Origin of the sequence: Microbacterium halimionae (genome assembly GCF_011761265.1) — a bacterium.
GTDB classification, from domain to species: domain Bacteria; phylum Actinomycetota; class Actinomycetes; order Actinomycetales; family Microbacteriaceae; genus Microbacterium; species Microbacterium halimionae.
In genome coordinates, this window is the sequence record NZ_JAAOZB010000001.1 from 22,770 (window position 1) to 47,180 (window position 24,411).

Genomic DNA, 24,411 nt, shown 5'->3' on the forward strand with positions numbered 1-24,411 from the left:
AGTGATGCTCCGCCCACATCGGGCTACCGGCGGGTTCTTACGACGCGAGAGTGAGAGCGATACCGCCGACCGCTCCAACGATCACAACTGCCCAGGGCGGGGTGCGCCATGCGACGAGCAGCACGAAACAGACAAGCGCAAGGGCGAAGGATGCGGCATCCGTTACTGCCGTTATGAACACCGGGTTGTAGAGGGCCGCCGCGAGGATTCCCACGACAGCCGCGTTCGCCCCGCGCATGAGCGCCTGTGCACGAGGGCGGGCACGGAAGACATTCCAAAACGGCAGCACGCCGATCAGGAGCAAGAAGCCGGGAAGGAAGACGGCGATCAGAGCAACGAAGCCTCCGCTGATTCCGGCTGGCCCCGCAGAAGACAGGGCACCGAGGTATGCCGCGAAGGTAAACAACGGACCTGGCATTGCTTGTGCGGCACCATAGCCCGCCAAGAACTGTTCAGGAGTGATCCATCCCGATGTGACGACCTCCGCTTGTAGCAAGGGAAGAACGACGTGTCCCCCACCGAAGACGAGGGCACCGGAACGATAGAACGCGTCGAAGAGCGCGACGGTTCCCCCGGGAAAGACAGCCGCGAGGATTGGGAGACCGATGAGAAGCGCCGCGAAGGTGGCCAGTGAAATTGCGCCGACGAGCGGTGATACCCGAATACTGAGCTGCCCCGTCACCGGCGGAGCATCAGAGCGGCACCAGAGAAGACCAGCGATCGCTCCCAACACGATCGCTGCCATCTGTCCGACCGGCCCTGCCAGAAACAGCACCACCACGGCGGCCCCGACCGCGATCGCGGCGCGCCGCCGGTCCGGGGCGAGGGTGCGCGCCATTCCCCAGACGGCTTGAGCCACGATCGCAACTGCAACGATCTTCAATCCGGTCAGCATCCCGGCACCGATAGGGCCTTCGAAGAGGTTCGCACCGAGGGCGAAAGCGATCATGAGCAGCACCGAGGGCAGTGTGAAGGCTATAAACGCGGCCAGCGCCCCGAGCGGCCCTGCCCGCAGTAGGCCGACGGCAAACCCCACCTGGCTCGACGCGGGACCTGGAAGAAACTGGCTCAGCGCGACAAGGTCGCCGTACGCGCGATCATCCAGCCAGCGACGGCGCGTGACGAACTCATCGCGAAAGTACCCGAGATGCGCCACCGGGCCGCCGAACGCCGTCACACCGAGCTTGAGAAAAGCAAGGAACACTTCGCCCACTCCGCCACGCTTTCGCGTGGGTGGTCGGTCAGGCGGGGTGGTCGCCATTCTGTGCTCCGCTCGCAACGATCGCACGTAACGCTACCCGGTCGGGCTTACCACTCGGAAGCATCGGAATTTCATCCACGGCTAAGACGCGCGCAGGTCGCGCCGGGGCTCCCAGCAGCTCACCTACAGCAGCGCGAACCTTCGTAAAATCGGGGGTCTCAACGGCGCGTGTGCGGGCGATAACAACAACGGATGCCTCGCCCCATCGCGCATCGGTCGCGGCTATGACCACGGCGCTTTCCCATCCCGCTACCGCTCTGACGGCTGTTTCCACCCGGTCGAGGGAGACATTGATACCGCCCGAAATGATGACGTTGTCGGTGCGGCCGTCGATGTGGAGCAGCCCGTCTTCGAGTCGACCGGCATCTCCCGTGCGATACCAGCGTGTGCCGAGAGCATCCGTGATGAACGCTTTCGCCGTGCGTTCTGGGACGCCAAGGTATCCCTCCGCGAGGGTCGGACCCGTGATCTGCACTTCGCCGTCGACGATACGCAGCGACACATCATCGAGCGCGCGGCCGTCGTAGACGCATCCGCCACTGGTTTCACTCGAGCCGTATGTGCGAACGATGCGCGCGCCAGCGGCGTTGGCTCGTTCACGCACGCGAGCCGGGAGAGCCTGCCCACCGATCAAGATGGCCTCGAATGAGCGGAGCGACCGGCTCACTGCTTCATCGCTTTCGGCCGCGTCTAGCAACGTCAGCAGCTGCGCTGGTACGAGCGACGTGAACCGCGGAATGGAATCACCACCCACGCTCGACGTCATCGAAAGAGCTGCGGCGGCGAAGGCGCGCGGCGAGAAAGACCCCGCCAGGATAGACGGTTCATGCCCGCTCACAAGAGCGCGCACAAGCACCTGCAGACCCGCGACGTACTGCGCAGGAAGTGCGAGGAGCCAGGCACCTTCGCCGAGGCGAGCCGAGGTTGCCATCGCGCTCGCAGTCAGTGCATGCCGGCTGAGCACAACGGATTTCGGGTACCCGCTCGAACCAGATGTCGTCACGACCGCCGCCGTCCCCGCCGGAACGTCGCCCCGTGCATCGCTTCCGAGGCCAAGGGCAGGACCTGCACCGCTCAGAGCTGCGCGAAGTGCTCGCAACACTACGCGCGGGTCGTCTCCCGAGACGGGCTCTAGTAGTGCCACGGGTATGGCGACCAGTCAGGCTCGCGCTTTTCGAGAAACGAGTCACGCCCTTCGACGGCTTCGTCAGTTCCGTATGCCAGGCGGGTTGCCTCGCCCGCGAACACCTGTTGCCCGACAAGACCGTCATCAACAGCATTGAAAGCGAATTTCAGCATCCGAATCGCTGTCGGTGACTTCGTGAGGATCGTGCGCGCCATCGAGATAGCTTCGCGCTCAAGGTCAGCGTGAGCCACGACACGATTGACAGCGCCCATCTCGTAGGCGCGATCAGCGGAATACTCCTCGGCGAGAAAGAACACTTCACGGGCGATCTTCTGCCCAGTTTGGCGTGCCATGTACGCCGAGCCGTAGCCGGCGTCGAAAGAGCCGACATCGGCATCCGTCTGCTTGAAACGGCCGTGTTCGCGAGACGCGATGGAGAGGTCGCAAACGACATGAAGCGAGTGACCGCCACCAGCAGCCCACCCGGGAATCACCGCGATGACGACCTTCGGCATGAAGCGGATCAAGCGCTGCACCTCGAGAATGTGCAGTCTGCCCGTTCGCGCGGCCATCGAGGGGTCACGACTCGCCGCATTGGCGCTCGGCGCTGCGGCGGGTTGCGACCCGTCGGCTGGTGCTTCATCAGCGGCGTACTGGTACCCGTCGCGGCCACGGATCCGCTGGTCACCACCGGAGCAGAAGGCCCAGCCGCCGTCTTTCGCACTTGGGCCGTTGCCGGTCAGCAGCACGACTCCGATACGAGGGTTTTGCCGTGCATCATCGAGTGCACGATAAAGCTCATCGACCGTGTGGGGGCGAAACGCGTTCCGCACCTCTGGGCGATCGAATGCGATGCGAGCGATGCGACCATCGAGCGAGATGTGCGACGTGATGTCGGTGAATTCTTCTGCTCCCGGCGCCACCGCCCACTCGGCCTCATCGAAGATGTCAGATACGCTCATGCGTTTTTCCCGTCGCGCCACGCCAGCCAGCGCTTGACCAGCTCGTAGTCCCACTCCGGCCCGAGAAGCCCCAGAGTGAACAGTCGCGTGCCCTGTGCGTGCAGCGCGTCTGCGGTTGCTTCGTCACGATCGCGAAGTTCGTTCGAGATCGTGAGATTTGAAAGGTCGCGCTCCTCCCGCTCGGCATGACGCTTGATCACGTCGACCTTGTGGGAAACGTCTTCTGGCGCGACAAAACTGTGCCAAATATCGGCGTGACGAGCCACGAGTCGGAGGGTCTTCTTTTCTCCTGCTCCCCCGATCATGACCGGGATGCGGCGGGTCGGCGCCGGGTTCAACACGCCCCAGCGCGACTCGATGCGCCCAAGTCCTTCGGCGAGCGCGTCAAGACGCGAACCCGCGGTGCCGAACTCGTAGCCGTACTCGTCGTAGTCGCGTTCAAACCAGCCAGATCCGGTACCGAAGATAAAGCGGCCCTCGCCGCCCTTGGCGGAAATGTGGTCGATCGTGCGAGCCATGTCTGCCTGCAGATCAGCGTTTCGATAGCTGTTGCAGTTGACGAGTGAACCGAATTCCACGCGCTCGGTCTGTTCTGCCCATGCGGCGAGCATCGTCCACGCTTCAAAGTGCTCACCATCGGGTGCGCCGAAGAGCGGAAAGAAGTGATCCCAGTTGAAGAGGATGTCGACACCGAGATCTTCGAGACGGCGTGCGGCGTCTCGAATGCCGCTGTAACTGACGTGCTGGGGCTGAATCTGCACGCCAAGGCGCACCGGTGTGTCGATAAGCATGTCGACAGCCTACGACCGGGTCCATGATGGAGCTGTGAAAGCAACGCTGCCCCCACTCGAAGAACTCCTCTCCTCCGCCCACGTTGTAACCCTCCCGCTCGCCACACGGTTCCGCGGCATCGAGGTGCGGGAGGCCATGCTTTTTGACGGCCCCGAGGGCTGGACGGAGTTTTCACCGTTCCTCGAATATGGCGATGCGGAGGCTGCAACGTGGCTTGCTGCCGCAATTGACTTCGGGTGGATGCCACAACCACCCGCCCGCCGCGGCACTGTCGGCGTCAACGCGACGGTGCCAGCTGTACCTGCAGCATCTGTGGGAGACGTGCTTGCCCGCTTCGATGGCTGCCGCACCGCGAAGGTCAAAGTGGCCGAACGTGGCCAGACCCTGGCCGACGACATTGCGCGGGTACGAGCCGTCCGCGAAGTGATGGGTATCGAGGGACGCGTCCGAATCGACGCCAACGGCGGCTGGAACGTCGACGAGGCCGAGCACGCGATTCACGCCCTCGCCGATTGCGACCTCGAGTACGTAGAACAGCCATGCGCGAGTGTGCCCGAGCTCGTGGAACTTCGCCGTCGAGTGAAGTTTCACGGCATTCCGATTGCTGCCGACGAGAGCGTGAGAAAAGCTGAAGATCCGCTCGCTGTCGCTCGCGCGGGTGCCGCCGACATCCTGATCGTCAAAGTGCAGCCTCTCGGCGGCGTGAGTCGAGCGCTCGACATCGTGTCGCGCGCGGGGCTTCCTGCCGTGGTCTCGAGTGCCCTCGACACCTCTATCGGACTCTCGATGGGTGCGGCCTTGGCGGCAGCTCTTCCGGACCTCGACTACGACTGCGGGCTGGGGACAGCGTCGCTGCTTCTCGCGGATGTCATGGAGCAACCGCTGCGGCCACGCTCTGGGGCAATATCAACAGCGCGGGTTGCCGCTGACGAATCGACTCTTGCTAAAAATGCGGCATCCGCAGACCGCTTCGACTGGTGGACTTCGCGTCTCAGCCGCTGTTACGAGATTCTCAGCGCGTCGGCGGAACAATAAAAAGTTCGGCGAGCTGTGCGATTCGCTCGCCGCCGATGCCGCGCATCTCATCGAAGCCGAGCCCCTGCATCGCTCCGCGAATCGCTTCAGATTCCCACACCGAAAGAATCGTGCGGGCTACATCTTTTAGCGGCAACCGCAGGGCCATCTTCTGGGATTTCGCGACATCGCCGATGATCTGCGCAACCGATTCGCACATGCTTTCTTCGAGCGCAAGATAAGCGGCCGCCAGCTCTTTCTGGCGCAGCGCATGCACGCGAATTTCGCTCATGAGCAGAACACCAAGCCGGTCATCACCCGACACGTCAAGCACCTGTTGCACGACACGCATTGCTGAGCCCTGCCCACTGGCGGGCACGAAGTCACCGCTGCGCTCAAGCGTCGAAATACGTCGGCGCACCGCATCTAGGCGCTCCCCCGAGACCCGATCGACAAGCGCGAGAAAGAGCCCTTCCTTCGACTCGAAGTTCGAGTAAAAGGCACCGCGTGTGAATCCGGCTCGTTCGCACACGTCTTCTACCGACGCTGCATCGAACCCCGACTCAGCAAACACCTGTTGCGCGGCGTCAAGAAGACGCTGGCGAGTGAGCTCCCGTCGACGCGACGGAACCGCTGCTTCACTCATCGTTGCCTCATTTTTCGAGCATGCGCACATTGATTATTCACACCTAGCCCTCAGGCTCGCGACGCCGGGTAATCTTAGGATACATCTGTGTATCGGATACAACGTTGTATCGATTGAATCTCAACCCTCGGAGATGTTGTGTCCACTCTGCTTTACTCGCTCGGACGTTGGTCGTACCGTCACCCCTGGCGCGTTCTCCTCACGTGGCTCCTCCTTCTCGCGCTTGCGGGCGGTGGGGTCGCTCTCTTTGCCAAGGGCACGAGCAACACCTTTTCTATTCCCGGAACAGAATCGCAGGCCGGCCTTGAACAGCTGAGTCACACCTTTCCGCAGGTCTCAGGAACAAGCGCACAGATTATCGTTGTCGCCGCAGATGGGACTTCCATCACAGACGACGAGTATGTCGAACCGATCGATGATGCGATCAACCAGCTCGAAGATATCGACGGCGTCCTCGCCGTCACGAGTCCGTACTCCGACACCGTGACGGGGAGCATCTCAGACGACGAGAACGCGGCCCTCATACGTATGCAGTTCGAAGGTCAATCAACCGATGTCTCGGATGCCTCGATCTCGGCGCTAGAAAACGTGTCTGATGAGTTAGGGGCAGCACTCCCCAGCGACTCGATCGTCTCTCTCGGTGGCGACCTGTTCTCGAGCTCCGTGCCAGGTTTGTCGATAACCGAACTGGTCGGGCTGATCATTGCACTTCTCGTGCTGATCGCAACCTTCCGCTCGTTTGTCATCGCGGGTCTCCCGTTGGCGACCGCGCTCATCGGCGTCGGCCTTTCGATGGCGCTCATCTACGGCGCCACAGCCTTCGCTACCGTGTCATCGACGACTCCGCTCCTCGCGCTCATGCTCGGGCTTGCGGTCGGTATCGACTACGCGTTGTTCATCATCGCTCGACATCAAGATCAGGTAAGAACGGGAGTCGACCCCGAGGAGTCCACCGCACGCGCCAACGGCACGGCCGGATCCGCCGTGGTCTTCGCCGGAATCACGGTGCTCATCGCACTCATCGGACTCAGCTTTGCCAACATCCCGTTTCTTACGACGATGGGAATCGCCGCGGCTGTGGCTGTCGCCATTGCTGTTGCGCTCGCCGTCACGCTGACCCCCGCTCTCCTCGGCTTCACAAAAGCCCGTGTCGTCGGGTGGCGGCGACGGGTACCCACCGTTGCGAAGGTCTCCAACGAGGCGGAGAAGCCGCGCCAAGGCTTCGCGACTCGGTGGGTCTCGATTGTGACGAAGCATCCGGTTGTCACGTCGCTCATCGTTGTCGTGACCCTCGGCGTTGTCGCGATCCCGTCTGCGAGCCTGGGCCTCGCTCTTCCGAACGCCGGGCAGCTGCCAAAGGACAACTCGGCACGCCAGACCTACGACCTGGTCGATGAGTACTTCGGGCCCGGCGCAAACGGGCCGTTGATCATGACGGGAACAATCGTCACGTCGACCGATCCGGTGACGCTGATGGATGACATCGCCGACGAGGTCGCAAAGATCCCGGGCGTAAAAGAGATCGCACTGGCGACGCCGAACGAGTCAGCAGATACCGGCATCGTGCAGATCATCCCCGAGACAGCACCGGATGACCCGGCAACAGCCGACCTGGTGCGAGAACTCCGCGACAGGCACGACTACTTCCTCGATGAATACGGCATCGATTTGAAGGTCACGGGTTACACAGCTGTCGCAATCGATATCTCCGACCGACTCTCATCCGCACTTCTCCCCTTCGGCATCTTCGTGGTCGGCCTCTCACTCATCCTGCTTACGATCGTCTTCCGCTCGATCTGGGTGCCAATCGTTGCCGCACTCGGATACCTGCTGTCAGTTGTCGCTGCCTTCGGGGTCGTCGCTGCCGTCTTCGAATGGGGGTGGTTCGCCGACGCGCTCCATGTCGCGCGCGTTGGTCCGATCATCAGCTTCATGCCGATCGTCTTGATGGGTGTGCTTTTCGGACTTGCGATGGACTACCAGGTCTTCCTCGTTTCCCGAATGCGAGAAGACTTCATTCACACTCGCAAGAAAGCGGGGCATCGCAGTCAGCGCGAAATCGCCATCGCTGCTGTCCGCAGCGGGTTCACGGCATCCGCTCGCGTCGTCACCGCCGCTGGTGTGATCATGTTCGCGGTGTTTGCCGCGTTCATCCCCGAGGGCGATTCGAACCTGAAACCAATCGCACTCGGCCTTGCCTCCGGCATCGTGATCGACGCTTTTCTCATCCGAATGACGTTGGTTCCCGCAGTGATGGCGTTGCTCGGCGACAAAGCGTGGTGGATTCCGAAATGGCTGGACCGGATTCTGCCGCACTTCGACATCGAGGGGGAGGCCGTTGAACGCGAGCTCAGTCTCGCCGAGTGGCCCGAGCCGAACTGCACAGCGGCAGTCGTTGCCGAGGATCTCGCACTGCACGATAACCAGGGTGCACAGTATTCAAACGTCACTGTGCGAATCGAACCGGGCGAGACGCTCGTCATCTCGGGCGTGGACGCGCTCGGCCCGCGCGCTCTCGGTTTGACCTTCGCCGGACGCCTCGACCCGAGCGAAGGCCGATTGCGCGTCACTGGGCATCTTTTGCCCGAACGCTCTGCGTGGGCACGTGCCTACGTCGGCGTTGCGTTGCTTGACGGTGCTGCAGACCCGGAGCGAGAACTACGCACCGCTCTCGGAGGCGGCACGACGCTCATCATGATCGACGGCCTCGACCGAGTACCCGCTTCGGAGCGATACGTCGTGACCGAACTGATCAGGGCTGCCGCGGGCTCTCGCACGCTCACAGTTGTCGCTACAACGACAGAGGCCGTCGATACCCGCGCACTTCTCGTTGATAGTGGGCTTCCACAACCAACGAATCTGACTCTGACCGAATCGGGTGGCTCCATCGCCACCGCAATTGCCTCCGAGGTCTCCGCATGAGTACATTCATCGAACGCGCCCGCAATCGTCGCCCCGTTACCTGGTTGACACTGATCGGGGTGTTGCTGCTCCCCGCTCTGATCGGCGGTGTGCTTGTGGTCGCGCTCTACAACCCGGTCGACCAGCTCGACAACATGACGGCAGCAATCGTGAACAACGACGAACCCGTCACCCTCAACGATCAGACTGTGCCGCTCGGTCGCCAGCTGACTGCGGGCCTCGTCGAAGGCTCAGACGATCTTGAGAGCAACCTCGACTGGACGATCACAAACGACGAGGATGCCGCGGCCGGCCTCGCCGACGGTTCGTATGCTGCTGTCATCACAATTCCGGAAAACTTCTCGGCGGCCGCGACGTCGACAGCGGGTGACGACCCAGAGCAGGCCACGATCGAGGTCACCACCGCCCCGGATGCCCGAATTGTGGATGAGGCGATCACCGCTCAAGTGACTCAGACCGCTGCATCCTTACTCGGACAGCAACTCTCTGAGACGTACCTCGAGAATGTCTTCGTCGGGTTCACAAGCCTGAACGAGCAGCTCGGCGAAGCGGCGTCGGGCGCTCACGACCTTGCAGATGGCGCCGAGACAGCCAGCGAAGGCGCGACCTCTGTTGCCGAGGGGACTGCGTCTGCAGCGTCAGGTGCGGCCGAGCTCCCCTCCGCTGCGACCCAGCTCGCCCAGGGCGCGTCGTCGATCGCTGACGGCGCTGGCCAGCTGGGGTCGTCACTCGACTCCGCTGCAGCGCAGGTCGTCAACGAAGAACTCCGGGGTGCAGCGCAGCAATCTGCCGCCAACGCCGCGAGCGCCGCTGATCAGACATCTGCCGTGGCTTCCACACTCGGTGGTCTCGTACAGGAGTGCTATACGATGTCAGGAGCAACCCCAGCATTCTGCGGTGAGCTCGCCGCAGCGTTGGGCGATCAAGACGCTCCGGCGGAGAACACCGCGATCGGCGCGGCAGTAGCTGCCGGCACCGCGAGCGCTTACGCCGCTCCCACTTCTGATGGCATCGCCAACCTGATGTCTTCGACCAGCGGCGGTCTCCAGCAGGCCGCAGCCGGGGCTCGCGAGCTGCAGTCCGGAGCATCCCAACTCTCATCCGGTGCAAGTCAGCTTTCAAACGGCGCAGCTTCTCTTTCTTCCGGGCTGTCCCAACTTTCCGACGGCACGGCTTCACTCGCCGACGGTGTCAATCAATTGGCCGATGGCACGAATTCGCTTGCGGACGGACTTGATACTGCCGTCGAGCAGATTCCGACCTATACGGATGCCGAGGCGACAACCCTCGCCGCGGTCGTTGCGGATCCGGTCGCAGCGGAGGGCGTCGGCACGAACCTCTTCGGAGCCTCGGCCATTCCACTGCTGTCTGCCTTGGCGCTGTGGTTCGGTGGCCTCGCATCTTTCATCGCGCTGCAGGCTGTGTCACGTCGAGCACTCGTGAGTCGCCGGTCATCGGCAGCTCTCGCGCTTCGCTCCTTTGCCCCCGCTGCCGCCATCGGCGCCGGACAGGGATTCTTAGTCGCCGCTGTCGTGCAGTTCGCGGCATCGTACGAGTGGGGCGAATGGACGTTGTTCGCACTCCTCTGCGTCGCCGTTGGCGTTGCGTTCGCCGCCATCAACCAGGCGCTCGTCGCGGTGTTTGGCGGAATCGGCCGCTGGTTGAGTGCAATCATCGGTGTGCTTGCCCTGGCAACAGGTGTTGTCTCGACGGTGCCACCGCTGTTGACACAGATTGCCAACTACATGCCTGTCGCACCCGCCTACAACGCGATGCTCGGTTCGCTGACATCCGCGGGTGGCGTTACCGCCGGCATCGTGGGGCTCGCGGCTTGGGCGCTGCTTGCGCTTATCGCCACGATCATCGCGACTGCCCAGCGGAGGAAAACCTCCGCACACGGCGTGGCCGAGGCATCCCTCGCGTAAACAGGTCAACCCCATCCCCGCTGACTTGCCCATTTGTGTGGGTGCACAAGGCGCAACACCCACGAATATGGGCAAGTCAGCGGTGGAATGAGGCTGAATGCTACTTTGAGCTGCCGCTCATGAGGTCAGCTGTTTGGCGACGACGCAGGAACAACATCGCGCCGCCCATCAGAAGCATGGCCCCCGCCAGCGGCAGCCACGAAAGTGCAGCCGTGCCACCTGTCACAGCGAGATCACGAGAAGCAACCGTCAGGCTGTACCACCCGATTACGTTACCGTCCGTGTCAGTGACGACAAGTCGGTGATCGCCGAGTGCCATCGACGCTGGGATCGTGAACTTCGCAACCCCAGTAGACGACACTGTCGCTGACCCGAGCGCCGTCGGTGTCGAATACATCCACCCGAAAACGGTCTGACCCGCGTAGGCGCCGCCCACGACCACCGAGATCGTATCTCCCGGTGCAACATTCTTCGGCCCTGAGATCTTGCCGAAGTTACCGCTCGTCAGAGCTGCCGCATCGGGGGCTGTCGGCTCATTTTCGCCGCTACCGGAACCGTTGTCAGTACCGGAACCGTTGTCAGTACCCGAACCGTTGTCAGTACCCGAACCGTTGTCAGTACCCGAACCGTTGTCAGTACCCGAACCGTTGTCAGTACCCGAACCGTTGTCAGTACCGCCATTGCCGGTCGCGCTCAGCGACGAAACACTAATGCGGTCGATGATGGGCGCTTGATCGGAACGCAGTGGAATTCCGGGCCAGTTGTCGGATGCATAGGTGACACCGTCGAAGTTCGGCTGCTCTTCAGCCCCGAACTCGATCGTGTTCGACCCCTGCGTGAGATCGAATATGAGTGTGCGCTCCCAGAAGTTGTTCTTGTGGAACGTGGGGACGAAAAGCACTCGTTTTGCATCGGCGCCGTTAAGGCTGATGTCAGCATGACGCGCCATCGGGTTCGGGTTGTAGTGGGTCGCGGGCACTTGCTCAGGGTTCGAGAACCGCACAACGACAGCGTGTGGGCCAGCTTTTTCGGCGTCAATGGTGAACGTCAACTTGTTATCGTTGCCCGGCTCGCCACCGATGCCAGAAACAGCCTTTCCCCCCTCGGCAAGACTGAAGTCTTGCACCGTCGCGGCGCCGCTGGCCGCGGCATCCTCCGCCTGGTACTCGGTCACCTTCAACCTGTCATCCGATGCGCCGATGCGAAGCTCGCTCACAACGGCTGCCCCTGAAACAGTGACCTTATTGACACCTCCATAGAGGTGCACCGCAGCAGAAGTTGCGTCCGCAAGGTCGAATATTTCCGCGTCATTCACCGACACCTTTCCAGTCCCGGTGCCAACCACGGTCAGTGCTGCCTCTGCATCACGCACGCCGTACACCCAGAACGTCGCGTCCTGGCCGTCCGCGAGCGAAATCGCGCCTGATCCATCAGAAGCGACTGAACCGGTGTGTTCCGCCAACTGCGCGCGGTACATGTCAACCGTGTCGCTCGGCTCTGCAGATGTCAGCGTGATGCGGTCAACAATCGCGTCGCCCTGCGTCGCACCTGGCCCTGTCGCACTCTTGGCATCCAGAGAAATGGTGTGCATACCTGCGGTCAAATCGACCGTGGTGTCGGTGTGGTCCCATACAACCCACTTGTAGGCAAGCGGGAGGAAGAGCTCCTGCTCTGCCTCACCATCAACACGCATGAACACATTCGTCGGGCCTTTGTCCGCAACCGCACCGTAGGTGTTGAGGCTGTTCGCAAAGACTGACAGGTCGTACTTGCCGTCAGCAGGTACATCAACGGTGAAGTCCAAGACGAGGTCAGACCCCGTGCGAAGCCCACCCACGTCGTACTGGCCCGACGTGTAGAAGTTGGCGACGTTTGAAGTAGTTCCTTCTGGACCGTTCTTGCTGTAGCCACCACCCGTGTGAGCAGCGTCTTCGGCTTCGTACGATGCGGTCCACGCCGCGCTGGCCTCGGAGGTTTCTGCTCCGGCGCCTGGCGTGACGACGATTTCGTACGCTGAGGACTCTTTCATTTTTGAGAGACCATCCGAACCGAAGGTGATCGTCGCAGTCCCGTTTGATACCGGAACAATCGTGTCCGAGATCAGTTCAGGCCTGTCCGAGTCGCCCAATTGACCCGTCCACGCGATCTCCCGCACCTGCACGCGGACGCTGTCTCCGAAGACATCAGCGGGAATGTTCGCAAAGTCGACCGGCGCCGAACCCTCGCCACCGCCGACGATCGCGCGCGCAACCGCCTTGTCTTCGTCGAGGGATGCCACGCCCTGGAGCGTGTAGTTCTGCCCGGGCGCAGGCGGCGTCAGTTTCACAGTGTGACCGCTCATTTGCGCGTAGGAGTTATACAACCACCACTGTCCGTTGCCGCGGTTTTGCTGCACCGCGGAATCCGACAGGTTTCCGTTGATGTTCCAGAATGCGATCATCGCATCGACTTTGGAATCCTCGATCGCGGAAATCCACTGGATCATCTGTCCCGGAACCGACGTGTGGTAATTGAACGCGTATTCGTTGACGTTGATTGGAAGCTCGGTACCCTCGTACTTCGTTCCTTCGAACGCGTCCGCCACCCAGCCGCGCAGCCGTTTGACCGAGTCACGAATGGCCTGCGGATGCGTGAGTTCGTGCCATGTCACGATGTCAGGAACAGTGTCTTCGGCAACCACGTGCGAGAAGAAACCTTTCACCTGGTCGTAGAGGATGCTCGTCCCAGGTCCGGCAATTCGCATGTCCGGGTAGGTCGCTTTGATCGTCCGATAGGTCTCATCCCATGCTGCGAAGTAGTCTTTGGGGTCGCTGAGCCACGAAGTTTTGTTGAGACTCCACTCCCCGGTTCCAAACATGTTGCCTTCGGGCTCGTTGAAGGGCTCGATCACGATATGCGCGCGCTGCTCTTCGGGAAGCTCGGCCAGCATTGCGAGCTGTTTTGCGAGCACATCGCGGTAGCTCTCGAGTTTTTCCTCGGGCGTGCTACCCGGCCATTGGTAGGGGAAGCCCCGATACCAATCCGTCACGCGCAGATATACATCGCCGCCTGTCTCGTTGACGAGGGTAGGCAGTATCTCCAATGCATCCGAACCGGGATGCTGCGCACCATCTTGAGCTTTGGTTGCGACGGTACGAACGTTCATTCCCTCAATCAGGTTCTCGCTCGGCATTCCGTCGCCATAAAGCCCATAGAGCAGACCCGATGCGCCGCCCATGAAGTCACCCGTATTTGTTCCCAGGTCAACGCGCAACTCGCCACGGAAAACAGTGATCTCTGCGGAGACGGGAAGGCCTTCGACGACACCCGACACTGTGAAAACTCCAGAAGAGGCATATTCCGCGGGATCAATAGCCGCCCACGCCACCTCGGCATCACGCACGTAGCCGTCCGAGTAGTTAGCACGCACGACGGCCGGGAGTGCCGGAGCATCTCCCACGCGAGTGCGCAGCTCAATTTTGTCTTGCGCCAGGGACGTGATCGTTGGGGCTTCTGTGCCGGTGATCTCACGCACCTGTTCGGCGGTCAGCGCTGACCGATAGATGGCAAAATCTTCGACGGCCCCGTTGAACGCGGGGTCGTTGTAAAAAGAACTTCCGATGGAGCCAGCGCTCGTAGCTGCAGGAGTAAGGAGATCGCTCGCAAGAACATCCGTTGCTGCAGAAGACACTGCCGCGCCGTCGATGTACGTGGTAATTTTGTCGGACTGAGCGTCGAGCGTGACGGTGAGGGTCGTCCACTCCCCGGCTTTGAGCCCACCAGCACCTGTCATCTTCGCTTCCCCGACGTCGGCGGAACGCGTGATCGCGACGCGAAGATCACCATCACCGTTTGACGGCGAAGCGAAAAGATAGCGCTCCTTATTAGAACCGAGCCCGTAGAGCCATTGCCAATTTGGACCGCCGTCCCAGCGCACGCGGGTCGAGACGGTGAGGTCACTGGCGCCCTCGAGCACGCCACGTGGGATGGTGACTCGGCCACCCGTGAGATCAAGCGCTTTCGACGATTCGCCGTCAATGATTGCGGCGGATCCCGAAATCGTGCCGTTCCACCCATTCGATGACGAATCGGGAACGGAAGTTCCGGATACATCATCCATTGAGTAATGCAGGTCCGGGACGATGTTATTCGGAGTCGCCATCGCGGGGGCACCGCCGACAACGAGTGTTGTGCCGACGGTGAATGCGGTCGCGAGAGCGACGGTGCTTCGCCATCGCCGACGGGTATTCATTAGAGCTTGCACGGAAGAAGACCTCTCTGTCTTGATGTGGTGTGCTGGAAATGCACAAGGAACATTGACGTGCTGGCGCGAGGAACCGCCCTCGCGGGGCTAAAGAGCTCGGCGGTCTCCCTCCGTCGTCGGAATGAACACGCGCATCGTCGAAGGCGCGCGCTCAGCCCACCGGTGGTACGGCACAAAGAGCAGCTGGAAGGGCGTGCTGCCGCCGTTCGCGCCGCGCCTCCCATAAGGCAAAATCGCAGAACCCGAGTCGGCAAAGGTTCTCGCAACGGCCGCGGCCTGGGCACCGTCGCCGTGCGCTTCAGGCAGCCGCGACACGTCGAGCCGCACAGTGTCAATTGCAGCTCCCGCAGGCAGATCGGTTGATTCAACGCACAGGACGAGCGGCCCCCGTTCGACGGCGACGGATCCGCGCACGGCATCGATGCGTGGATCAGGCCACGTGAGTCGAGGCTCGATAGGCAGGTGAAGCGTCACAACGTCGCCGGGGGCGAAGACGGAGCGCACATCAGCCCAGCCAGGTTCCACAGCTTCTACAGACGCGCCGGAGCGGGCAATTCGCGCACCGGCAGCCCACGATGGAACTCTCAGCCGCAGGGTGGCCTCGCCCTCGGGGGCGGCCTCGATGGTCACCGTGACAACGCCGTCGTCGGGATAGCGGGTCGCCACATCAAGAACGAATCCGCCCGCCGAGACGCGGCCCTCAGAATATTGCAGGAGCGCGAGCGTATCGCCCTCAACTGACGCGCTATAGGCGCCGAGAGATGCAAGTGTGCGTGCCACATTCGTGGGGCAACATGACACGTCGAACCACGGTGCACGCACGCCCCCCTCCGCGCGCATATTGACGCCGTCGTGTGCGCTCTCCCCCAGCACCCGCTGCTGTAGCGGATTTGCGTAGAAGAATGCAGTCCCGTCGGCCGCCGGAGACGTTGCAACGACATTGAACAGCGTGCGTTCTATGACGTCGACGTATTCGACCTTGCCGGTCGCGAGATAGAGACGCCACGCGACCATGACGGATGCCACACCCGCACATGTCTCGCAATACGCACGATCATCCGGCAGCTCGTAGTCGTCGCCGAAGCCCTCATCTTCGTGACGCGATCCCATCCCTCCGGTGAGGTACGTACGACGCTCGAGCGTCCGCAGCCATTGGCTCTCTAGCGCTGCGAACAGCTGCGAATCATTCGTGTCGATCGCGACGTCGATCGCACCGGCAGTGAGATACAACGCACGAACGGCGTGGCCGCGAAGCACTGTGGCATCGCGGACCGGCACATCGTCTTGAAAGTACTCCGCCGACAGAAGCGGACGCACCGGAAGCGAGCCATGACCGCGTCTCGCGACGAAAAGTGCTGCCTGTGCGACGTACCGCGGCTCATTGACTGCCCGACCAAACTCCGCGAGAGCGACCTCGACCTCGGGGTGCCCACAGATGCCATCGCGTGCATCCGCACCAAATTCAGTGCAGATGTGATCGGCTACTCCCTGCCCGATAGAGACCAGTTCGTCGTCAATCCCCACCGTCCGCACGCGCGCAACGGCCGCCTGAAGAAGATGCCCCATGTTGTAGAGCTCGTGCCCCATCGATAGGTCGGAGTAGCGATCCGGGAGGCCGTCGTGACCAAAAGCTGTATCGAGGTAGCCGTCTGGGTCCTGTGCCGCACCGACGCGTGAAACGAGGCCCGCGAAACGGTCTGCCAGCAGCGGGTCATACTGTCGGCCGAGTTCCCACGCCATTCCCTCGAGGAGTTTGTAAAGCTCGGAATCCGAGAATGCCCATCCGGGTCGGTCGACGGTGGGCTCTCCGCGCGCAATGCGATCAAAGTTCTCGATCCAGCCGAGCTTCTCCATCCAGGCGGCACAGTGCTCGAAGGTCGCGGCGGCGTTGACGGCTTGACGTTGTCCCCAAAACCCAGAAGCCGAAAGCGACACGTCGGCCACAGAAACCCCACGGCGCTCTGACGCCAACGGCTCGACCGGTGTCCCGAGCAAATTTACGTGCGCATGCCGGGATGCCGCGGCATCCGTGTCAATGCGAGATTCGTGCAACGTCACACTTAATCCTTCACTGCGCCGGCGGTGACTCCCGCGGCGACGTACTTTTGCGCGACGATCAACAGAATCGCGGCGGGTATGGAGGCAACGACAGCTGTTGCCATGATGGCGTTCCACTGCGTCGTGTTGTTTCCGATGTAGGCGTAAATACCCAGCGTCACGGGTGTGAAAATGCTGTTGCGACTGAGCGTTGAGGCGAACACGAAGTCCGACCATGCCCAAAGGAACGCGAACAACGACACAGTGAGCACCGAGTTGCGGCTCATCGGCAGCACGATCGAGATGAAGGTTCGCCATGAACCCGCGCCATCGATTCGCGCTGCCTGCAGCAGTTCACGCGGCAGGCCGCTCATGAACGCCGTGAACAGCAGCACGCCGAACGGAACAGCGATCGTCGAGTCTGCCAGGACAAGACCCCAGATCGTATTAAGAAAGCCGAGGCGCACGTAGATCGCATAGAAGCCCATCGCCATGACGACGGCAGGAATCATCTGAGCGACCAGCAGGATGAAGTTGAGCGGGCGACCACCGCGGAGGTTCAAAAGCGCAATCGCATAGCCTGCCGGCGCGGCGATCAAGACTGTCAGAAGCACGCAGCAGAGACCGAGTAACAGGCTCGTGCCAAGGTTCGGCAGCTGCTGCGCGAACACAGCTTCGTAGCCCTCAAAAGTGGGGTCGATCGGAAAAATGTGTGGTGGATCAAGACGAAGATCTTGAGTCTTCGTGAGTGAAACGTTGATCATCCAATAGACGGGAAAGAGCATCACTACGGTGAAAAAGACTCCGAGCACTGTCTTCCACCAGGGGCGTCGGGCGTTCATGCGTTCTCCTGACGTCGCTGAATACGGAGATAAAAGAAACCGAAGATCAAAGCGATCACGATGAGAATGTTGCCCACCGCGGCGGCGGGCGACAGGTCGGGCTGACCTGTGCCGAACGCTTCGCGGTACGACCAGATCGCGAGGGTCGTGGTGGCGTTAGCCGGACCTCCGCCTGTCATGATCCAGATGATGTCGACGACCTTCAGTGTGTAGACGAGTCCGAGCAGCAGTGTGATTGCTGAGACTGGGCGAAGCAGTGGGAACGTGATGCTCCAGAATTGACGCCACCCGCCCGCTCCATCGAGGGATGCCGCTTCATACAGGTCTTCCGGGATGTTCTGCAATCCCGAATACAAGATCACGAGGTTGAACGGAATACCGAGCCAGATATTGGCGATGATCACAGCGAAAAGTGCAGTGTCAGGCGACGTGAGCCAGTTGATCTGGCCGATGCCAAATGTGCTGAGAAAAGCGTTCACTATGCCGTTGTCGCTGTTGAGCATCCACGACCACACCGAGCCCGAAACGATCAGGGGCAGCAGCCACGGCACGAGAAAAAGAGCTCGGAGGATTCCCGAGAGGCGGAAGTTGCCCCGGAAGAACACGGCGAGCGCCAGGCCGAATATGTACTGAAAAATGAGGGACCCGAACACGAAAGCAAACGTGATCCAAAGAGACTTCAGGAACAACGAGGACGAGAAGATCTCGATGTAGTTCTGAAGGCCAACGAATTCGGCGTTGCCCTGCACGAACGCACGAATCGTGTAGTCGTGCACGCTCAAATCAATTGAACGAATAAGCGGGTACGCGTAGAACGCAAGCAGGTAGGCGATGAGTGGAGCGGCGAAACCGACCGCGACCCACCTCGAACCGTGGCGCGATCGACGCTTCTTTTTATCGGGCACGGTGACAGCGATGGTGTCGGTCACCGGCGCGTCTCGACGCATCGTGGGGATTGTCATGCGAGTCCTTCGAAGTGTCCGAGGCGGGTGAGGTTACTCACCCGCCTCGGGGGGATGGCGAGCCACAGAGCGCTCGCCGGGGGTAGTTAGTTACCGGTCGCAGCAGCTGCAGCATCCTGCGCCGCGTCGAGAGCTTCCTGCGGCGTCTGTGCACCCGAGAGCGCGCTCTGCACAGCAGTCCAGAGCTGTTCAGAGATCAGCGGGTAGTCAGTTCCGAGGTTGTCGCTCGTGCGGCCCTTCGCTGCTTGCACGGCTTCAACCCATGTAGACAGGTCAGGGTTCTCTTCGAGAAGCTGTTCTTGCCCATCGGCTGTCGGCGGGATGTAATACGCGAAGGTGTTCGCGGTCTCAACAAAGCCCTCGGGCGTCGTCATGCACTCGATGATCTGACGAGTGGTGTCGTAGCGTGCTGTGTCGGACTGCACCGGGGCAATAATGAACTCGCCACCGGTCGGTGCGGGAGCGGCCCCTCCGTCGCGCGCCGGAATCGTGATGATTCCTGTCTCGAAGCCCGCGTCTGCAGCGCTGTTGACCTGCCACGTACCGTTCTCGACGAAACCGAACTCGCCGGTGAGGAACTCTTCCCATGTGGTGTTCTGAGAGTTGCCGATAACGGAGTTGGGTGCGAGTCCGTCGTTGAGCCATCCGGTCCAGAGGTCGAGCGCCGCGACAGCGTCGGGCGAGTTGAGCTCTGTGAGGTCTGCTCCGGCGCCCCAGAACCATGGCAGGAACTGGAATGAGCCTTCTTCGGTGTTGATTCCCGCAAAGGTGATTCCGGTCTTCCCGCTCGCGTTGACGGCTTCGAGCGCTGTGGTCAGCGAATCCCAGTCAGTGATGGATGCCGGGTCGACTCCTGCTGCGCTCAACACATCAGCGTTGTAGTACAGCGCGAGGGTGTTCGCACCAATCGGGATGCCGTAGGTCGCGCCGTCGATCTGACCCGCAGCGAGGAGGTTTTCGTCGACGTCAGAAACGTCAAGCCCGAGTTCATCCATCGTGGTCAGCATGCCGGTGTCAGCAAGAGTCGAAACTGCCGGGTTATCGAGCAGGATGACGTCGGGTGATGTGCCCTCCTGGGCCGCCAACAGCGCTGAGTTCGTCAGCGAGGTGGTGTCGTAAGCCGTGCGTTCAATTGTGACTCCGGCGTCGGTGCCGCACGCCTGGACACGCGCGTCCCAGTCCGAACCTGCTTCGTGCTGGGGGTACGGATCCCACCAGGTGTAGGTGTCGCCAGAAGCGCTACCGGAAGCATCGTCCGAGCCGCCACCGGAACATCCAGCCAGGGCACCGACCGCTACCGCGGCGGTGATGAGTGCGAGGGGTGCTCGCAGTTTCTTGGTGATCATTGGTTCCTCCTTGAACGTTGAGCTCGCCGGGCGACGAGCCTTGCTGTGCCGGCCAGGGATCAGCGCGGCTGGGGTGCGGCGGTGCTGCCGCGGTCTTGGATTGTTGGCGGGATAAGTTCGATGAGCGGCTCGACGGCAAGGTCGGCGGCAGCTTCAATGCGCGCAACGAGGTGCTCGACAGCGCGACGACCGAGTTCGTCAGCGGCGCTATCAATGGCCGAATACGGCAGCGAAAATGTACGGGCAAAGTCATCGGAGTAGCGACCGATGACGGACAGGTCGCCCGGACTTGAAATACCGCGCATGTTCAACACATTCGGTAGCGCAGCCGCGGCGGCTTCGTTGTTGAGCAACAAGCCTGTCGCGTCAGGGTGTGCGTCTAGGAATGCATTGAGGTCGCGGCCGATCTCGGGCTGACTTGCCGAACCGAAATAGTGGTGGAGGGTTACTCCGAGCTCTTCGGCACGCTCACTTGCGGCATTCGCGAGACGCCATACGTAAGCTCCACCTCGCTCAACGACATGCTCAGGCTGCGACACAAGAATCAGTTCGCGGTGTCCGAGCTCAGACATCCGTTCAACCATCAGCCGTCCGGTTGCGACGAAATCCAGGTCGAAGATGTCGAAGTCGCCGGTCTCCCCAGGAAGGCCGACGAGGGCGCCGGGCTGGGATGCGGACTGGAGTACACCCAGACGCTCGTCGTCTTGTGCGACGTTCAAAAGCACGAAGCCATCAACCATGCGCGAAGACGAGATGCGTTGCAGCGCCGCGGCGCCATCACCCTCGGATACCAAAAGAGTGTCGTAGCCGAGCTGCCGAGCCGTGTTTGTGACTCCGAGGATGTACTGGAGCATGGCGGGCGCGAATTCGTCATCAAGGAACTGGGCGAGCAGCGCAATCACTTTGGTTTGAGACGTGGCAAGCGCGCGTGCGCCCGCGTTCGGGGTGTAGCCGAGGCTTGCGACCGCTTCAGCGACCTTGAGCCGCACCTCGGGCGAGATCGTGCGCTTTCCAGATAGCGCATACGACGCGGTGCTGCGAGATACCCCAGCGACGCGTGCCACATCACCTATCGTTGCCACTTTTTCCTACCATTCGTTCGTCATCGAACCGGTTCGATTCGAACCGGTTCGACACTATGCCAGGAGCGGACGTCCCGCAACCCTTTTTTCTTAAAATCGCGTCGAGCAGCGTCTAGCTGACCCGATGGGCGCTGTCACGAGCGAGCATCAGGTACGCACTCGCTGTCCAGGTGTAGGCGCGATCGCGCAAGCCTTCTCCCGAGAGAGCGTCGAAATTCTCCGCAAAACCTGAGCGTTCACAAAGCGCTCGAAACCTCGAGCTCACTGCATCCGCAAGCTCGGTATATCCGCCGCGGCGCAGTCCATCCTCGATCAACACGGTCGACGGAGCCCAGATCGGCCCACGCCAGTACCCGTCGGCTTCGTACTCGACGGTGTCGGGGCGTTGGGTTGCCGGGCCCCACTCTGTGAGGTGTTCCTCAATCTGCGACGCCAGTTGATCGCCTAACTCTGTGGGCAGCCGATCGGCAATGACAACAGCGAGGAGCGGGAGGAGGCTCGTGCGGGTACTTTTTTGTCCACTCAGCACTCCGCGCGCGAAGAACCCCTCGGCGTCGCGCAGTTCATCGAGGAGGGCTCGCTGCATCCGCTCGGAGCGCTGCCGCCAGCTGTCACCCGCCGCGATGTCGAGCTCGTCGGCGAGATCTGCCAGCACATCCATTTGCACCGCCAGAAATGCGGCCAGATCTGGAGCTTCGACGACTCGATCAATGTCGAACATTGTGGAGTTGTCCCAGCCGCTGTCGTTGCCGTGCTGGTAGTGCGGAATCTGGCGACCGGGCGCCGTCCGCTGCTCGAGCCAGAAGCGCGTCCAGTCCGCGAGGTGCTCGTAGACCTCTACAAGCTGGTCTCGCGAAACGGGCGCGGATGCCGCGGCTCTCAGCCTGCGCAGAGCCCATCCGTGAATCGGCGGTTTCACGAAGTTGTACAGCACCTCGGAGTGCGTGATCGAGTCGGGCATTGCGCCACCTGGTTCCTGGTGGTCGAACGGGGCAAGAAACTGATCAATCGCGGCATCCGGCAAGCCACCCGCGAGGGCTATGGCGTTGAAGCAGTGGTCCCAGCTCCACACTTTGTCCATCCAGTGCTTCGACATCAACACGGATTCGCGGCTGAGAAACCCGGCGGGTGCAACCGTCGCCGACCACATGACGTAGGCCGCGAGCTCGACTGTGCCCGCAGTTTCTGGTCTTCGCCAGTTCGCGATCTTGTCGACGTACTCTGCGAACATCGACGCCGAGTTCGCAACAGCATCGTCAAAAGCGAGCACAGGCTCACTCGCTGAGACTGCCGACGTATCGAATTCCTCGATGGCAATTTCCCATCCGTCGGATCCGGTCACAACCACAGCGCGCTCCGCGTCGCCGAGCGCTTCTGCTCCGACGATCTCCATCTCGCCACGCTGGACGGTGACGCGGTAGCGGCGACCTGTCTCGTAGCTTGTCAGCACCGCAGCACTATCCATGGGATCGAGGAAGAGGTACGACCCCGTAAACGGCGTGAGTGCACTGGATGCCTCGCTGAGGGTGAGATCAACGCCCTCCCCCGCGAGAAGCAGCCGTGACGGCGACGCGAAAGTTGCGCGCATTCGCGCGCTTGAACCGCAATCCCACGAAAGCGCCGCGGGATTCGCCGTCACCGGCGCGGAGAGTTCGACACCGTCGCGGGTCGGAACGAAAGCAAAAATAGGATGGATTCCGCCGGTGTGCGAGACGAGATGGACGTGGTCGGATCTCTCATTCAGCCCAATTATCGGGGAGAGGTTCAACCAGGACCCGCGCATGCTGAACGGAATCTCCTCAAGGGAGAACTGCGGCAGAGAAGTGCTCATGTGGTGCCCTCGTTGCGTCATCGAACCGGTTCGACAACGCTACTGCACCTCACGGGTCTCGTGGCGCCACTACGCCCACACTCTCGGCCCGACCCCGACCCCGATGCCGCTCTCGCTCTCGACCTCGCTCTCACACCCCACACCATGCGCCTCCTGCGCACGTCGTGCCGGAGGCATCCGCATGCGACCCTTCGCGACTTGCCCGTTTTTGCGGGTGCCGTGCGTCAAACACCCGCAAAAATCGGCAAGTCACGGGAGTGATGGGGCGACAGAGCGAACGGGACAAACGTCACGCCGGGATGCCGGGATGCCGGGAGGACCGGGGAACGTGACGATGCATGCCGCGCGTCAGCGGTACGCGTGGGCTCTAGCTGAGCCCGCTGTAGACGTGGAGTCCCTTGAAGAACATGTTGACGATCGTGAAGTTGAACATGACGGCAGCAAAGCCGACGATCGACAGCCACGCCGAGCGGGTTCCACGCCATCCGCGCGTCGCACGCGCGTGAATGTAGCCGGCGTAAAGCACCCAAATGACGAAGGTCCACACTTCTTTTGTGTCGAATCCCCAGTAGCGGCCCCACGCATCGTTGGCCCAGATGGAACCCGCGATAAGAGTGAAAGTCCAGAACACGAACCCGATGATTGCGAACCGGTAAGCCATCGCTTCCATTGCATCGGCACCCGGTAGAAGCCGCACGAAACGCGGTCCAGTCTTCACGACAGTGCCGGCCGGAGGCTCAACTTGCGCTGCCACCTTGCGCTCGCGCCGGGCTTGAAGAAGCTGCAGAACTGACAGCGCAAAAGCTAGTGCGAAGAACGCCGTACCGAGAGATGCGACAAAGACGTGAACGACGAGCCACACCGACTTGAGTGGGTCCATCAGTGGCGTGATCTCGACGTAGAACGCGAGAGTCGCACTGCCGAGAAGCAGAACAACGAGACCGGTGACGAACGAACCGAGGAAGCGGAGGTCATAGCGGAAGAGCACGGTGAGGAACACAGCAACGATGAGCATCGTGCCCGTCAGCGAGAACTCGTACATGTTCGACCACGGCACACGCTCGGCCGCGATTCCGCGGGCGACGTCGGCACCAACGTGGAACAAGAACGCCAACCACGTCAGTGTTGTGCCGATGCGAGCGAAGAGCAGCCGCTGCCGAGCAGAACCACGAGCATACAGGGATGCCTCGGCGGCACTTTCTTGGGCACGCAACTGCGCCACGGACTCACCCGAGCCCGCTGCGACAAGTTCTTTGTCGCGCACAGCGACGTCTTGAGCTTCGACGAGTGCGGCCGAACGGCGCGACAGATCGATTGTGTATGCGATGAACGCGAGCGCATAGATCGCGATGGCGGTCCAGACGAGCAGCACCGATATGTCGTCGAGACTGAGCCCTTCGGTTGCAGTCATTTCTGAATT

At 61.6% G+C, this 24,411-nt stretch carries 17 protein-coding genes; 4 read left to right on the forward strand and 13 right to left on the reverse strand.

The window, feature by feature from the left end:
• Positions 1–37: 37 nt before the first annotated feature.
• The 4 genes from chrA to FHS06_RS00150 are packed head-to-tail and all read right to left on the reverse strand — an operon-like array spanning position 38 to position 4,140.
• On the reverse strand, positions 38–1,261 hold the full coding sequence (gene chrA, locus FHS06_RS00135) for a chromate efflux transporter (RefSeq protein WP_167043822.1): 1,224 nt from the start codon (positions 1,259–1,261) through the stop codon (positions 38–40).
• On the reverse strand, positions 1,242–2,405 hold the full coding sequence (locus FHS06_RS00140; RefSeq protein WP_167043825.1) for an AMP-binding protein: 1,164 nt from the start codon (positions 2,403–2,405) through the stop codon (positions 1,242–1,244). The genes chrA and FHS06_RS00140 overlap by 20 nt, the downstream gene beginning before the upstream one ends.
• Positions 2,393–3,349 (reverse strand): 1,4-dihydroxy-2-naphthoyl-CoA synthase, encoded by a 957-nt coding sequence (locus FHS06_RS00145; RefSeq protein ID WP_167043828.1) that lies wholly within the window; start codon positions 3,347–3,349, stop codon positions 2,393–2,395. The genes FHS06_RS00140 and FHS06_RS00145 overlap by 13 nt, the downstream gene beginning before the upstream one ends.
• The gene (locus tag FHS06_RS00150) at positions 3,346–4,140 is read right to left on the reverse strand and encodes an LLM class F420-dependent oxidoreductase (RefSeq protein WP_167043831.1); all 795 of its coding nucleotides are present in this window, start codon (positions 4,138–4,140) and stop codon (positions 3,346–3,348) included. Before FHS06_RS00150 ends, FHS06_RS00145 begins: the two co-directional genes overlap by 4 nt.
• Here FHS06_RS00150 and FHS06_RS00155 point away from each other — a divergent pair.
• Complete coding sequence (locus tag FHS06_RS00155; protein ID WP_167047656.1) at positions 4,139–5,176, forward strand: o-succinylbenzoate synthase; 1,038 nt, start codon at positions 4,139–4,141, stop codon at positions 5,174–5,176. The two genes, FHS06_RS00150 and FHS06_RS00155, sit on opposite strands and share 2 nt — an antisense overlap.
• Here FHS06_RS00155 and FHS06_RS00160 read toward each other — a convergent pair.
• Complete coding sequence (locus FHS06_RS00160) at positions 5,154–5,801, reverse strand: TetR/AcrR family transcriptional regulator (RefSeq protein ID WP_167043834.1); 648 nt, start codon at positions 5,799–5,801, stop codon at positions 5,154–5,156. The two genes, FHS06_RS00155 and FHS06_RS00160, sit on opposite strands and share 23 nt — an antisense overlap.
• A gap of 138 nt (positions 5,802–5,939) precedes the next feature.
• Between FHS06_RS00160 and FHS06_RS00165 the strand changes: the two genes are divergently transcribed.
• Positions 5,940–8,723 (forward strand): MMPL family transporter, encoded by a 2,784-nt coding sequence (locus FHS06_RS00165; RefSeq protein WP_167043837.1) that lies wholly within the window; start codon positions 5,940–5,942, stop codon positions 8,721–8,723.
• Positions 8,720–10,648 carry a YhgE/Pip family protein gene (locus tag FHS06_RS00170; protein WP_167043840.1) on the forward strand — a complete coding sequence of 643 codons (1,929 nt, stop codon included), beginning with the start codon at positions 8,720–8,722 and terminating at the stop codon, positions 10,646–10,648. Before FHS06_RS00165 ends, FHS06_RS00170 begins: the two co-directional genes overlap by 4 nt.
• A gap of 100 nt (positions 10,649–10,748) precedes the next feature.
• Here the strand turns inward: FHS06_RS00170 and FHS06_RS00175 are convergent, their stop codons facing one another.
• The 7 genes from FHS06_RS00175 to FHS06_RS00205 form a co-directional block, all read right to left on the reverse strand.
• A complete protein-coding gene (locus FHS06_RS00175) occupies positions 10,749–14,879 on the reverse strand; it encodes a LamG-like jellyroll fold domain-containing protein (protein WP_167043843.1) in 4,131 nt (1,376 codons plus the stop codon).
• A 99-nt stretch (positions 14,880–14,978) separates the two neighbouring features.
• Positions 14,979–16,949, reverse strand: coding sequence for a glycoside hydrolase family 127 protein (locus tag FHS06_RS00180; RefSeq protein ID WP_310734774.1), 1,971 nt, complete (start codon positions 16,947–16,949; stop codon positions 14,979–14,981).
• 2 nt (positions 16,950–16,951) lie between these two features.
• The gene (locus FHS06_RS00185) at positions 16,952–17,770 is read right to left on the reverse strand and encodes a carbohydrate ABC transporter permease (RefSeq protein ID WP_167043846.1); all 819 of its coding nucleotides are present in this window, start codon (positions 17,768–17,770) and stop codon (positions 16,952–16,954) included.
• Positions 17,767–18,732: a carbohydrate ABC transporter permease gene (locus FHS06_RS00190; RefSeq protein ID WP_208387852.1), complete on the reverse strand. Its 966-nt coding sequence runs from the start codon at positions 18,730–18,732 to the stop codon at positions 17,767–17,769. The genes FHS06_RS00185 and FHS06_RS00190 overlap by 4 nt, the downstream gene beginning before the upstream one ends.
• Positions 18,733–18,818: 86 nt before the next feature.
• On the reverse strand, positions 18,819–20,078 hold the full coding sequence (locus FHS06_RS00195) for a sugar ABC transporter substrate-binding protein (protein WP_167043849.1): 1,260 nt from the start codon (positions 20,076–20,078) through the stop codon (positions 18,819–18,821).
• A 59-nt stretch (positions 20,079–20,137) separates the two neighbouring features.
• On the reverse strand, positions 20,138–21,142 hold the full coding sequence (locus FHS06_RS14255; protein ID WP_310734773.1) for a LacI family DNA-binding transcriptional regulator: 1,005 nt from the start codon (positions 21,140–21,142) through the stop codon (positions 20,138–20,140).
• Between the two features lie 130 nt (positions 21,143–21,272).
• Complete coding sequence (locus FHS06_RS00205; protein WP_167043855.1) at positions 21,273–22,991, reverse strand: amylo-alpha-1,6-glucosidase; 1,719 nt, start codon at positions 22,989–22,991, stop codon at positions 21,273–21,275.
• Here FHS06_RS00205 and FHS06_RS00210 point away from each other — a divergent pair, their 5' ends adjacent.
• The gene (locus FHS06_RS00210; RefSeq protein ID WP_167043858.1) at positions 22,992–23,252 is read left to right on the forward strand and encodes a hypothetical protein; all 261 of its coding nucleotides are present in this window, start codon (positions 22,992–22,994) and stop codon (positions 23,250–23,252) included.
• Between the two features lie 106 nt (positions 23,253–23,358).
• Here the strand turns inward: FHS06_RS00210 and ccsB are convergent, their stop codons facing one another.
• A complete protein-coding gene (ccsB, locus tag FHS06_RS00215) occupies positions 23,359–24,402 on the reverse strand; it encodes a c-type cytochrome biogenesis protein CcsB (protein WP_167043861.1) in 1,044 nt (347 codons plus the stop codon).
• Positions 24,403–24,411 lie beyond the last annotated feature (9 nt).

Bases quoted from the DNA above. Each gene is read 5' to 3' on its own strand.
- chrA (WP_167043822.1), bottom strand. From the start codon at position 1,261: ATGGCGACCACCCCGCCTGACCGACCACCCACGCGAAAGCGTGGCGGA.
- FHS06_RS00145 (WP_167043828.1), bottom strand. From the start codon at position 3,349: ATGAGCGTATCTGACATCTTCGATGAGGCCGAGTGGGCGGTGGCGCCG.
- FHS06_RS00155 (WP_167047656.1), top strand. From the start codon at position 4,139: ATGTCGACAGCCTACGACCGGGTCCATGATGGAGCTGTGAAAGCAACG.
- FHS06_RS00150 (WP_167043831.1), bottom strand. From the start codon at position 4,140: ATGCTTATCGACACACCGGTGCGCCTTGGCGTGCAGATTCAGCCCCAG.
- FHS06_RS00160 (WP_167043834.1), bottom strand. From the start codon at position 5,801: ATGAGTGAAGCAGCGGTTCCGTCGCGTCGACGGGAGCTCACTCGCCAG.
- FHS06_RS00170 (WP_167043840.1), top strand. From the start codon at position 8,720: ATGAGTACATTCATCGAACGCGCCCGCAATCGTCGCCCCGTTACCTGG.
- FHS06_RS00175 (WP_167043843.1), bottom strand. From the start codon at position 14,879: ATGAATACCCGTCGGCGATGGCGAAGCACCGTCGCTCTCGCGACCGCA.
- FHS06_RS00185 (WP_167043846.1), bottom strand. From the start codon at position 17,770: ATGAACGCCCGACGCCCCTGGTGGAAGACAGTGCTCGGAGTCTTTTTC.
- FHS06_RS00190 (WP_208387852.1), bottom strand. From the start codon at position 18,732: ATGACAATCCCCACGATGCGTCGAGACGCGCCGGTGACCGACACCATC.
- FHS06_RS00195 (WP_167043849.1), bottom strand. From the start codon at position 20,078: ATGATCACCAAGAAACTGCGAGCACCCCTCGCACTCATCACCGCCGCG.
- FHS06_RS00205 (WP_167043855.1), bottom strand. From the start codon at position 22,991: ATGAGCACTTCTCTGCCGCAGTTCTCCCTTGAGGAGATTCCGTTCAGC.
- ccsB (WP_167043861.1), bottom strand. From the start codon at position 24,402: ATGACTGCAACCGAAGGGCTCAGTCTCGACGACATATCGGTGCTGCTC.